We start from the raw sequence: 12,452 nt of genomic DNA, 5'->3' as shown, positions 1-12,452 counted from the left end.
TGTCGCGCCGATGCGCCGGCTCGGCAGAGGGCCGACCCGCCGTGAGAGCCGCCGAACCCATGGTCCTTCCATCCCGTCGCTGGCCTGTGATCGCCGCGCTCGGCGTGGTGCAGATCCTGGCCTGGGGCTCGACCTATTACCTCCCGGCCGTCCTGGCCGAGCCGATCGCCCGCGAGACCGGCTGGCCGCTCGCCTGGATCGTGGGCGGCCTGTCCTTCGGGTTGCTGGTCGCCGCCGTCGCGTCGCCGCGGGTCGGGGCCGTGATCCAGCGGCGCGGCGGCCGGCCCGTCCTGGCGTTCGCGGCCCTGTTGCTGGCCGTGGGGCTCGTGGTTCTGGCGCTCGCCCCGGTTCTACCGGTGTTCCTGGCCGGCTGGGTCATCCTCGGCGTCGGCATGAGCTGCGGCCTCTATGACCCCGCCTACGCGACCCTGGGCCGGCTCTACGGGGCCGATGCCCGGTCCGCGATCACGCAGCTGACCCTGGTGGGCGGCTTCGCCAGCACGGTGTGCTGGCCGCTCTCCGCCTTTCTCGTCGCGCATGTCGGGTGGCGGGGGACATGCCTCGCCTATGCCGGCCTCCACCTCGCCGTGTCGCTCCCGCTCGTTCTTCGCCTCATCCCGTCGGCGCGGCCCGTGGCGACCTCGGGCGACGGCCGGGCGCGCGCCGCGGAGCCCCTGGCGCCCTGGCAGCGCCGGGCCCTTCTGCTGATGATGGGCGTGCTGGTGCTCGGCGGCGCCACCATGGCGCTGGTGTCGGTCCACCTGCTGACACTGCTCCAGGCCCGCGGGATCCCCCTCGCGGCCGGGGTGGCCTATGGCGGCCTGATCGGCCCGACCCAGGTGGGCGCACGTCTCGTCGAGATCGCCGGCAGGGGACGGTATCACCCTCTCTGGACCCTGACGGCCGCCTTCGTCCTCGTCGGGCTCGGCCTGCTGCTCCTGGCGGCCCACGTGCCCGATGTCGCCCTCGGCCTGATCCTCTACGGGGCCGGCAACGGCATCTACTCGATCGCCCGGGGCACCGTGCCCCTCGCCCTGTTCGGCCCGGACCAGTATGCCGGGCTGATCGGCCGGCTGGCCCGGCCCGGGCTCGTGGCGCAGGCCCTGGCGCCTCCGATCGGTGCGGTCCTGCTCACCCGCCTGGGCGCGGACGCCCTGTGGGCCATGCTGGCCGCACTCGCCCTGGTGAACCTCGGCCTGATCGGCGGCCTGTGGTGGCAGAAGGGGCGCCGCCCGGCCGGCTGAGAGGCGTTAGGGCGGCGCCAAGCGCGTTGCACCGCGTCGCCCGAAGGACCAGAACGGGCCCGACCCGCACCCGGAGAGAGGCCCGCATGCGCACCGAGACGCCGCCGCTGATCCGCCTGGAGGAATACCGGCCGAGCGATTACCTGATCGACCGCGTCGAACTCGACATCCGCCTCGACCCGCATGCCACCCGCATCGACGCGACGCTGGCGCTGCGCCCGAACCCGGCGGGAGTCGCCGGAGCGCCGCTCAACCTCGACGGCGACGATCTGCGGCTGGTCTCGATCGCCCTCGATGGTGCACCGCTGGCCGAGAGCGCCTACACCGTGTCGCCCGCCGGGCTGAGTCTCAGCGCGCCGCCCGGAGGGCCATTCACCCTGCGCCTCGTCACCGAGGTCGATCCCACGGCCAATACCAAGCTGATGGGCCTCTACCGCTCCAGCGGGGTCTACTGCACCCAGTGCGAGGCCGACGGCTTCCGCCGCATCACCTATTTCCTCGACCGGCCCGACGTCATGGCCGTCTACACCACCCGCATCGAGGCGGACCGGGCGGAAGCGCCGGTGCTGCTCGGCAACGGCAATCCGGTCCAGGCCGGGGATGCCGGGTCCGGCCGGCACTTCGCGGTCTGGCACGATCCGCACCCGAAGCCCGCCTACCTCTTCGCCCTGGTCGGCGGCCGGCTCGGCAAGGTCGAGACGGCGTTCACCACGGCCGAGGGACGCCCGGTCACCTGCGCGGTCTACGTGGAGCCCGGCAAGGAGGACCGCGCGGGATACGCCCTCGACGCCGTGATCCGCTCCATGGCCTGGGACGAGACCGCCTTCGGGCGCGCCTACGATCTCGACGTGTTCAACGTCGTGGCGGTGTCCGACTTCAACATGGGCGCCATGGAGAACAAGGGCCTCAACATCTTCAACGACAAGTACGTCCTGGCCAGCCCCGAGACCGCCACCGACGGCGATTACGCCGCCATCGAGGCGATCATCGCCCACGAGTACTTCCACAACTGGTCGGGCAACCGCGTCACCTGCCGGGACTGGTTCCAGCTCTGCCTGAAGGAGGGTCTCACGGTCTTCCGCGACCAGGAATTCTCCTCGGACATGCGCTCCCGGCCGGTGCACCGGATCGCCGAGGTGCGCTCCCTGCGAGCGCGCCAGTTCCCGGAGGATGCCGGGCCGCTGCGCCACCCGGTGCGGCCGCGGGCCTACGCGGAGATCAACAACTTCTACACGGCGACCGTCTACGACAAGGGCGCCGAGATCGTCCGGATGCTGCGCACGCTGATCGGCGCCGAGGCCTTCCGCGCCGGCATGGACCGCTACTTCGCCGACAATGACGGCCGGGCCGCCACGGTGGAGGACTTCCTCTCCGCCTTCTCGGCCGTCACCGGCCGCGATCTCGAGGCCTTCGCCCGCTGGTACGAGCGCCCCGGCACGCCCCGCCTCGCCGTCGCCGGCGCCTACGATCCGCAGGCGTCCCGCTACACGCTCCGGCTGGCCCAGAGCCTCCCCGAGGAAGCCGGGCGGCAGGGGCCGCCCCTGGTGATCCCGGTGGCGCTCGGGCTCGTCGGCGCGGCGGGCCCGCTCACCGGAGCCACCTGCCCGGATCTGCAGGACGGCGTCTACGTGCTGGACCGGCCCGAGGCGGAACTCGTCTTTCGGTCGGTCACCGAGGAGCCCGTCCCTTCGGTCCTCCGGGACTTCTCGGCCCCGGTGCGGCTCGACCTCGCGCTGACCGACGCGCAGCGCGTGCGCCTGCTCGCCCATGACAGCGACCCGTTCAACCGCTGGCAGGCGGCGCAGGACGTGGCCCTGCGGCTGATCCTCGATCCCGATGCCGAGCGGGCCGAGGCCTTCGCGCAGGCCCTCGGCCGGTTCCTCGACGCCGAGGCCCTGGCCGACCCGGCCTTCGCGGCCCTGGTCCTGGCCCTGCCGAGCGAGGGCGAGGCCGCCGACGCCGTGCCGAGCGGCGTCGATCCCGACGCGATCCACGAGGCCCGGCTCGCGCTGCGGGCGCATCTGGGCCGGGTCCTCCGGTCGCGGCTCGAACGGCTCGACGCGGCGCTCGCACCCGTTGCCGGCGCATCCTACAGCCCCGATGCGGCCTCGGCGGGCCGCCGCTCTCTGCGCAACGCAGCCCTCGACCTTATCGCCGCGGGCGATCCCGAGGCCGGGGCTGAGCGGGCCGGCGAGCGCCTGCGCGGCGCCACCAACATGACCGATCGCCTGGCCGCCCTCGGCACCCTCGCGCTGATCCCGGGCGAGGCGCGGGAGACGGCGCTGGCGGATTTCGCCGCGCGCTACGCCGACGAGCCCCTGGTCCTCGACAAGTGGTTTGCCATCCAGGCTCAGATCCCCGAGCCCGGCACCCTGGAGCGAATCACCCGGCTCCAGGCCCATCCGGCCTTCACGATGACCAACCCGAATCGGGTCCGAGCCCTCGTCGGGAGCTTCGCCTTCGGCAACCCGACGCAGTTCGCGCGCCGCGACGGCACGGGATTTCGGCGCGTGGCCGAGACGGTTGCGGCCCTCGATTCGACGAACCCACAGGTTGCCGCACGCCTGCTCACCGCCTTCGGATCCTGGCGCCGCCTGGAAAAATCGCGGGGCGCCAAGGCCGCTGAAATCCTTAATTGGATCAAGGCGATCCCGGGGCTCTCACGGGACACGGCCGACATCCTCGCCCGCACCCTCGGAGACGGCTAAGCACATGAACTTGCACTAGAAATTGATTCTCCGGCCGGCATGCAACACCGGTGGCGCGTCAATCCCGTATGGTAAAAAATCCGTGGACAAACCGCCCTGCGGGGTGGTTGTATTCAATCAGATTCGGGGGGCCGCAGCGCCTCGACCGGATCGAAGTTCCCACGGGTGAGGTTCGGCCATGCCGGAGGCGGGTTCCGCTTCCTTCTCCGCGCGTGCGGACTCGACTCTCGCCATCTCCTGGCCGATGCGGGCCCGCGATCCGCGGCTCGGCCAGGCCGAGCGCTGGCTGCGCTACGCCGTGCCGGGGACCCTGGCGGTGTTCCTGGCCTGTATGGTCGGCCTCGCCGCTCTCCATATCCAGGGGCAGCGAGCCGAGATCCTCGCCGGAGCCCGCGCCGAGGTCGAGGGCTTCGCCCGCCTGGCCGCCCGTGCGGTCACGCCGGCCGGGACCATCGCGTCGGACCTGCGCGCCCTGATGCCGGAAAGCGAGCGGCATCCGGGCCGGCGCCTCATCCTGGTCCGGCCGGACACCCGCATCGTCGCCGCCCACCCGCCGCTGCCGGCCGACCTGACCACGCTGGCCCAGGTCCTCGGCGACAGCGAGCCGCTGTCCGGCCTCGGCGAGCGCGCCGGCGCCATGGCCCTCGAACTGCCGGGCGGCGAGACCGTTCTGGCCGCCATGCACAGCCTGCCCGACGGAGCCGGCCAAGTGGCGGTGCTGCAACCGGTGGAACCGCTGCTGCGCGGCTGGAGCGCCCGCACCCGCGACCAGATCGTCCTGATCGCCGCCGCGGCCATCGTCATCGTCGGCGTCGGCCTCGCCTACGGGCTCCAGACCCGGCAGGCCGCCCGCGCCGATCGGGCCCGCGAGCAGATCCGCGGCCGCCTGGAGACGGCCCTGCGCCGCGGCGCCTGCGGCCTGTGGGACTGGGACATCGCCCGTGGCCGGATCTACTGGTCCGACTCGATGTACAGCCTGCTCGGCTACCAGCGGCAGCACGAGTACCTCGCCTTCGGTGACGTCAACGGCCTCGTTCATCCCGACGACGGGGATCTCTACAGCCTCGCGCGGGGGCTCGCGGCGAACCAGACCTTCATCGATCACGCCTTCCGGATGCGCGGGGCCGATGGCGCCTATGTCTGGCTCCGGGCCCGGGCCGAGGTCGTGGCGGATTCCGCTGAGGGCGGCCGGCACCTCGTCGGCATCGCCTCCGACATCAGCGAGCAGCGGGCCCTCGAAGAGACCAACGCGGCGGCCGACATGCGCCTGCGCGACGCCGTTGAGGCGATCTCGGAGGCCTTCGTCCTGTGGGATACCGGCAACCGGCTGGTGCTGTGCAATTCGAAGTTCCGCCACCTGCACGCCCTCAGCCCGGAGGATGCGCAAGCCGGCCGGAGCTACGCCGACGTGATGGGCCGCGGGGTGCTGCCGCAGGTCCGGCGCGAATCGCCCGAGGCCGGAATGGCGTTGGCCGGCATGACGGCGCGGACCTTCGAGGCCGAACTCGCGGACGGCCGCTGGCTCCAGATCAGCGAACGGCGCACCAAGGACGGCGGTTACGTGTCGGTGGGGACCGATATCACCAGCCTGAAGCGCAACCAGGAGCAGCTCCAGGCTTCGGAGCGCGAGCTGATCGAGACCGTCAAGGACCTCAAGCGCTCCCGCCGCACCCTCGAATTGCAGACGCAGCAGCTCGCCGACCTCGCCGAGCGCTACCTCGACCAGAAGGCTGCGGCCGAGACCGCGAACCAGGCCAAGGCCGAGTTCCTCGCCAACATGAGCCACGAGCTGCGCACGCCGCTCAACGCCATCATCGGTTTCGCCGACGTGATGGAGAACGCCGTCCTCGGCCCGATCGGCACGCCCCGCTACACCGAATACTGCCGCGACATCCGCGAGAGCGGCTCGCATCTCCTCTCCATGATCGACGACATCCTCGACATGGCCCGGCTCGAGGCGCGCCGCGTGCGCCTGAGCCCGCGAGCGATCGACGCCGAGTCCGCCATCTCCGACGCGCTTGCGCCGGTCGTGGAAGAGGCCAACCAGAAGGCGATCACCGTCAGCGTGGACGTCGCGGCCGGGCTCGACCTGCTGGCCGACCCGGGCGCCATGCATCAGATCCTCGTCAACCTCGTCGAGAACGCCGTGAAGTTCACGCCGGCCGGGGGACGCGTCGCGGTGCGGGCGCGCCGCGCCGGGGCGAGCACCCACCTGTTCGTCGAGGATAACGGTATCGGGATCCCGCGCGGCGACGTGGCCCGGCTCGGCCGACCCTTTACCCAGGTCGAGACCCAGATGACGCGCAGCCACAAGGGCTCGGGCCTGGGCCTCGCCATCACGCGCTCGATGGTCGAGCTGCATGGTGGAACCCTGCGCATCCGTTCGGAGCAATCGGTCGGCACCATCGTGCTCGTGCGCCTGCCGGCAGCGGACCGGACCGGATCCGAGACCGCCGCCGGGCCTGTTCCGGCCGCGCCGGGGGCCGCCGGCGCCCGGCGCGCTTGGTCCCGGCGTGACGCGGACCCCCCGGTACAGCGAGCGCAGCGCAGGCGCCGCTCAGGATTCTGGCGTGGCGCAGGTTTGCCTCGCAAGACCGACGGCTCCTCCCGGGAAACCTGCCTAGGAAGGCGGTTCGAGACCGCCGAGACGGGCTGCGCGTCCCTGTTCCGCGTGCCAGCGCGCCTCCGCGACGGCCCGGGCCAGGGACCGGATACGCCATCGCCGGTAGAGCGTGACGACCGGATTGCCGCCGAGTCCCGCCTGATGCCGGTGCAGACGCCGCAGCAGGTCCGGCAACTGCGCCGCGGCCGCGTCGCCGGTGGCGATCGCGATAGCCCGCATCTCGGCCCGCAGGCCCGCTTTCCAGTCTTCCATGGCGCTCGCGCCTCCGCGGCATGACTGCACGCCCCGACAACCGCCGTCCCGATCCGGGGTTTGCACCGGAGACGATCCGCTCCGCGGGTCGGATTGGGAGATTACGACCGATGCGCTCCAGGACAACCGTTCGCTTGACCTGCGCGGCCCTCCTCGGGCTCGCCGCCGCCCCGGCCCTCGCGCAGAGCACCGGCTACGTCACCGGATTTCCCGGCAAGGACCCCGCCGGCGACGAGGAGATCGGCTGGGGGCCAGCCTACCGTCCGGAGACGAGCTTCTCTCAGCCGGGAACGCCGCCCACCCCGGGCGAGATCGCCGGCCGGGCCTATCGCGCCCGCACCGGCCGCGGGGTCTACGATCAGGTCGAGGGTCGCGGCCCGTACCGCGGCCGCTGAGGCGCGCGGTCTGCGCCGAGCTGGATGCCGGTTGGGCGCCAGAGAGCGCGTCACAACAGAGGCTTGAAGCCGTGTTCGCCTGCAACACGCACGAAACGGGACACACCGCCGGAAAGCCTCGGACCGGCTCTCCAATTCACTCCCTCATCCTGAGGCGCCGGAGCGCCGCGGAGGCCTCCTTCGACGCCCGCTTCGCGGTCACCTCAGGATGAGGGCGCTGGGTGGGATCGCCCGATGCCTCTGCCACAGGGTCCTGTCGCGGACCATGCGCAACGCGAGCCGGCCCAGTACTAGCGCCGCAGCACCTGCTTGGCGGCCGCGCGCGCCTGCCTCTCGAAGCGGGCGAGCCCGAGACGGCGCTCCAGGGTGAGCGCATGCCGACCGGGCGGCACGGCGACGATCTCGGCGATCCGCGTCCGGTCCCGATAGAGGCTCTCCAGCGCAGATCCTTCCAGCGTCGCCGAATCGAGCCGGCCGGCGAAGCCGGTCTCGTGGCAGGCCCGCACGATCTCCGCCTCCAGGAGCAGGCCGGGAGCGTGGCTGCGCAGATCCTCGTCGTAGGCGATCTTCAGGAGGCTCGCGGTGCCCCCGGCGACGAGGGCGAGGCTGACGGCGATCGGCCGCCCGTCGAGGGTCAGGGCATCCGCCCGGACGCCCACCGGGCCTACGGGCTCCGCGAACAGGTGATGGGCGAGCACCACGGTCTCCGGCCGGCAGGCCAGGGCTGTCCCGGCCGCGCCCTTCCAGCCGGCGCGCTCCAGATCGAGGAACGCGGCGACGAGGCGGGCGAGATCCGCGCCGCCGGTGGCGCTCACATGGGCGACCGAGCCGGCCTCGGCCAGACGGCGGGCGCGGCGGCGCAGGTCCTTGAACCGCGACCGGTTCGGATGCCCCGCCAGGAAGGCGTCGTGATCGGCGCGGCGGTCCATCACGGGGCGATCGAACGCCGCCACCGTGCCGATCGCCCAACCGCCCGCGCGCATCGTCGCGAGCATCTCGGCGACGGCGCCGTCCTCCGTCGGCAGGAGCGGCCAGCGCCACGGCCGGCCCCCCGAGGCCGCCGCGAGCCCGTCGACGAGGGCGGCGCAGTCGGCGGCGCGGTCCGGCCCGTCGGCGATCAGGGGCGCCGAGGCCGTCATGAACGGGGACAGGACGGGCCGCGCGACCCGACCGCCGAGGCCGGTGAGGTCGTGGGACAGCCTGTAGGGCAGCAGCGCCGTGAGACGGTCGCCGCGCCGGACCGTGACGTACCGGATGGAATCCGGAAGGAGGCCGGAGGCGCGGTGCGCCGCCATCACGTGCCGGGAGAAATGGGGATGCGGCGCAGCGCCGGCGGCGATCAGCGCGTCCCAAGTGTCGGCCGCGGGCGCGTCGCCGACGCGGACGAGTGGCCGGATCTCGTCCCGGCTCCCCAGCGGCATCGCGCTCATCGGGCTGTTCCTGCGGACCAGACGGGCGTCGGCAGCCCGTGGATTCGCCCGGCCACGCGGGCCAGGAGGGCGGCCCGGCCGACCGTCGCGAGTGCGACCGCGACCGCGGCGCCGAGGGTGCCGAAAGCCGGAACCAGCGCCACGCACAGCCCCGCGGCGGCGACGAGGGATCCCGCGGTGATCCCGGCACAGAGCCGCTCACCCCCCAGCATGGTCAGGAGATCCTCGCCGGGGCCGAAGAGGCTCGCCCCGACGCTGCCGGCCACCAGGATGCACAAGATCGGCACGCTTGCCCCGAGGCCGGAGCCGAACATCGCCAGGAGCAGCGGGCTCGCGGCCAGGATGGCGCCCCCGACAGCCACGGTCGCGGCGGCGGTGACCCGGCCCTGGCGCCGGACCAGTTCGGCGAGGAGGAAGCGGTTGGCCTGCGCCTGGGCCGCGCTGTAGCGCTGGAGCGTCGCGGCGCTGACGGCGAAGTGCACGAACACGACGAATTGCTGGATCCGCGTCGCCGCGAAGTAGATCCCGACCTCGGCCGGGCTCACGAGGGCCCCGAGCACGATCACGTCCACGAAGGTGAAGCCGGCATTGGCGAGATCGATCGCGGCGATCGGCAGGCTGGTGCCGAGCCAGGTCCGCCAGCGGTAGCGGTGCGGACCCCGCGGCAGCTCCCGGCGTAGGCGGGCGGCCAGCAGGGCGGCCTGCAGCGCCGTCGCCGCCGCCGCCGCCGCCAGCATGCAGGCCATCGCGACCTCGGCGCGCGGCGGCGCCCCGAGCAGCACGGCGCCGAGCGTGCAGGCCATCATCAGGGTCTGGCGAAGGAGGTAGGGCGGCGCGATGGCGAGCCCGACCCAGTTCTGGCTGCGGGCCACGCCTTCGAGATAGTCCTGCAGCGCGAAGAGCGGCATCACGCAGATCGCGACCGCGATCGGGGCCCGGTAGGCCGGCGCGAAGAGCTCGGGTTCCAGGGCGAGCAGCGCCGCGCCCAGGCCTGCGACGGCCAGCGCCGCCCCGCCGGTCATCAACGCGCCGGCCCGGATGTAGCCGCGGGCGAGGTCGAAATCGCCCTGCGCTTGGTTGCCCGGCACGAACCGGCAGGCGCCCTGAGACAGGCCGAGTGTCAGAGTATGGCCGAGCATCGCGGTCCAGACCCAGACGGAGGCGAAGATCCCGTAGGCGTCCCAGCCCATCAGCCGCGCGGCCAGCACCTGCGAGCCGTAGGCGAACCCCGCGGAGCCGACGCGGATCGCGAAGACCGTGAGCGCGGCCCGCTGCGGCCCGCCGCGCAGGGCGTTGAGGCGCCTGAGCGCGAGAGCCGGGAGGGCCGTGGCTGACACTACGCGCTCCGCGCCGGACCTGCGGGCGGCGGAGCGCCGACCTCTGGTTGTCGGATCTAACCCGGTGCGCGTTGCGACCCGGTTAAGGGCGGTGCGGCGGGATCGGCCGTCGGTTCCCGCGGCGTCTCCGTGCGCGTCAGCGAGGTGGCGATCGTCAGGGCCACGTGCTCGGCCATGCAGCGCAGGCCGAGATCGTTGAGCCGGAACTGTCGCCCGAGCATGTGCCCCTCGCCCCGGTCGCTGCGGCTCGACAGGTAGTGGAGCGCCTCGTACCGACGCACCAGCGGCACCTGCTGCCGGGTGGCGACGACCCGGACCGCATCGACGATGCGGTTGTAATCCGCATCCGCCGCCATGCTGGCGGTGTAGATCGGGTCGACCAGAACCACGTCGATCCCGTGCGAGCGGATCCAGGCGACCGCCTCGCTGAGGGCGCTCTCGAAGGCCTCGGCGTCGACGCGGGCGATGGCGTCGTGAGTTCCGACCTGCCACACGACCAGATCGGGCTCCGCCTCGGCCACCATGGTGCGCAGGCGCTCCGCGGAGCCCGAGGCGATCTCGCCCGGCAAGCCGCGGTGGTCGATCACCACGTCGACCTTCGGAAGCGCGCGTTCCAGCGCGGCCTCCAGCTTGGCGGGGTAGGAGGCCGAGGCGCCCGGGGCCGCACTGCCGCCGATCGCCAGCAGCTTGATCGGCCGGTTCTCGGCGAGCGCGGCCTTGACGGCGCCGAGCTTGGCCACCGTGTAGAGCTGCGCGCCCGGGACCCGGCATTCCTGCGACAGGCCCGGCTCGGCCGCCGCGGGATCGGCGGCCTGCTCCGCGGCCGCGGGGAGGACGAGGCCGACGGCGATCGAGGCCGCGAGCACCCGCCGCAGGGCCGCGGCGGCGCGCAGCGGCGCAGGCCGGCGCCCGGAGATCACGTGCGGGGTCTCGAGGACCTGCTGCGGGTGCGCCATTCGACGAACCATGCGGTAAACCCGAGCCCGACGAGGCCCGAGCCGGCGACCAGCATATCAATCAGCAAGCCGCCGCCGGTCTGGAAACGCACGAGCTGCCCGATCAGACTCAGAATCGAGCCCATCGAGAAAACAGCCAGGGAATTCCGGCCCAGCTGACTCAGGTAACCGACGATGCGGCCAATTCTGGGGGCCAGCAATGCGTAAACAGGTGCAAACGCTAACAATACCCCCAGAAAATGCAGAAGGCGCGCCGGTGTCAGATAGGTCTTCTCGAAGGTGAACAGCAGGCGCGGCTCCGGGACGACCATCGGGTCCGGCCGGATCTCCGTCACGGCGAGCACGATCCCCAGGACGACGATGGCGATGCCGGCCGGAAACAGCCTGCGCGACCAGCGGCGCAGGGCGTCGGAGCGCAGATTCCAGCCCTGGAGCACGAAGCCCAGCACCAGCAGCACCTGCCAGCAGAGCGGGTCGAAGAACCAGTCCCCCTCCCCCGGCCAGGACGGCACGTTCCACTCGAACACGAGGCTCGCGAGGTAGATGCTCCCCGACAGGCCCAGGGCCGCGAGCAGGCTGAAGCGCCCGACCAGCACGAAGAGCGGCGCGACGCCGATCAGCAGCACGTAGAGCGGCAGGATGTTGAAGTAGCCGAGCTGGTAGGTCAGCAGCGCCATGCCGCACACGGACTGGATCGGGTCCGCGAAGAAGCCGCCGGCATTGTGCCATTCGAGGATCAGGGGGTTGTCGAGCAGCAGCGCCGCGCCCGCGATGAGCGCCAGCGCCAGCAGCATCACGGTGAGCTGGGCCCGGTAGACCTCGACCGTGCGGGCCAGGAGCCGCACCACGCTGCGGCCGGGCGGCTCTGGGCGCCCGTCGCGTCCGCGCGTGGCGATGCCGATCGACCACCCCGCCAGGAACACGAACAGCTCGGCCGCGTCCGAGATGCCGTACTGCGAGAAGGTGTAGCGCTCGAAGGTGTTGCCCGGGATATGGTTGATGAAGATCGTGATCAGGGCGAAGCCGCGCCAGAAGTCGATCGCGTTGGGGTCCCGCATCGTCGCGGCGGCTCCGAGTTTCGACGCTTCAGAGGGTCGGCGGCAGGGTCGCGGCTCCTGATACGGTGCCGCGTCGGCTCTGCAAAGGCGAACAAAGGTGGGAATCGCGCGGCCGGTCGAACCGGATGGTCACACCCGCGTTAGGCCCCGTCACCGGAGTTCCAGACAGATGACCCGTCCGCTCCCCACCCTCGGCCTCGCCCTCCTCCTGCCGATCTTGGCAGCCGGCGCCGCCCTCGCGCAGTCTCAGACCGGCACCGGCGGCGGCCCCGCCTCCACGGCGACCGCGCCGAACACCTCCTCGGTCGGCCGCGTCATGCCGCCGAGCCGCGGCGCGGGCGACGCCACGCCGGACGACCGGCGCGACCGCACCCCGCGGGAGGCGGAGAACGACAAGATCATGCGCGGGATCTGCGTCGGCTGCAGCCCGAAGTAGCGTTATACGGCCG

Annotated in this window: 9 protein-coding genes; 5 read left to right on the top strand and 4 right to left on the bottom strand. The window is 72.4% G+C overall.

The window, feature by feature from the left end; all coding sequences use genetic code 11:
* Positions 1–59: 59 nt before the first annotated feature.
* The 4 genes from MMSR116_RS21330 (at position 60) to MMSR116_RS21315 (ending at position 7,222) form a co-directional block, all read left to right on the top strand.
* The gene (locus MMSR116_RS21330) at positions 60–1,244 is read left to right on the top strand and encodes an MFS transporter (protein ID WP_010687292.1); all 1,185 of its coding nucleotides are present in this window, start codon (positions 60–62) and stop codon (positions 1,242–1,244) included.
* A gap of 86 nt (positions 1,245–1,330) precedes the next feature.
* Entirely contained in the window at positions 1,331–3,952 is a 2,622-nt protein-coding gene (gene pepN, locus MMSR116_RS21325) for an aminopeptidase N (protein ID WP_010687293.1), read from the top strand.
* A gap of 178 nt (positions 3,953–4,130) precedes the next feature.
* The gene (locus tag MMSR116_RS21320) at positions 4,131–6,851 is read left to right on the top strand and encodes a sensor histidine kinase (protein WP_010687294.1); all 2,721 of its coding nucleotides are present in this window, start codon (positions 4,131–4,133) and stop codon (positions 6,849–6,851) included.
* A 110-nt stretch (positions 6,852–6,961) separates the two neighbouring features.
* Positions 6,962–7,222 carry a hypothetical protein gene (locus tag MMSR116_RS21315; RefSeq protein WP_244625503.1) on the top strand — a complete coding sequence of 87 codons (261 nt, stop codon included), beginning with the start codon at positions 6,962–6,964 and terminating at the stop codon, positions 7,220–7,222.
* 290 nt (positions 7,223–7,512) lie between these two features.
* On the opposite strand, the gene MMSR116_RS21310 is transcribed toward MMSR116_RS21315, so the two are convergent.
* From MMSR116_RS21310 to MMSR116_RS21295, 4 genes are read right to left on the bottom strand one after another with little or no spacing between them, the layout of a single operon-like run.
* Positions 7,513–8,652 (bottom strand): GNAT family N-acetyltransferase, encoded by a 1,140-nt coding sequence (locus tag MMSR116_RS21310; protein ID WP_010687296.1) that lies wholly within the window; start codon positions 8,650–8,652, stop codon positions 7,513–7,515.
* Positions 8,649–9,989, bottom strand: a complete 1,341-nt coding sequence (locus MMSR116_RS21305; RefSeq protein ID WP_010687297.1) for a lipopolysaccharide biosynthesis protein — start codon at positions 9,987–9,989, stop codon at positions 8,649–8,651. Before MMSR116_RS21305 ends, MMSR116_RS21310 begins: the two co-directional genes overlap by 4 nt.
* Positions 9,990–10,045: 56 nt before the next feature.
* Positions 10,046–10,945, bottom strand: coding sequence for an SGNH/GDSL hydrolase family protein (locus MMSR116_RS21300; protein ID WP_039894848.1), 900 nt, complete (start codon positions 10,943–10,945; stop codon positions 10,046–10,048).
* Positions 10,906–12,003, bottom strand: a complete 1,098-nt coding sequence (locus MMSR116_RS21295; protein ID WP_010687299.1) for an OpgC family protein — start codon at positions 12,001–12,003, stop codon at positions 10,906–10,908. Before MMSR116_RS21295 ends, MMSR116_RS21300 begins: the two co-directional genes overlap by 40 nt.
* Before the next feature lie 169 nt (positions 12,004–12,172).
* Between MMSR116_RS21295 and MMSR116_RS21290 the strand changes: the two genes are divergently transcribed.
* On the top strand, positions 12,173–12,439 hold the full coding sequence (locus tag MMSR116_RS21290) for a hypothetical protein (RefSeq protein ID WP_010687300.1): 267 nt from the start codon (positions 12,173–12,175) through the stop codon (positions 12,437–12,439).
* Positions 12,440–12,452: the final 13 nt, after the last annotated feature.

The sequence above is a fragment of the Methylobacterium mesophilicum SR1.6/6 genome (genome assembly GCF_000364445.2).
GTDB classification, from domain to species: domain Bacteria; phylum Pseudomonadota; class Alphaproteobacteria; order Rhizobiales; family Beijerinckiaceae; genus Methylobacterium; species Methylobacterium mesophilicum_A.
Note: the sequence above shows the minus strand (reverse complement) of the source record. Positions and strands in the feature narration are given on the sequence as shown.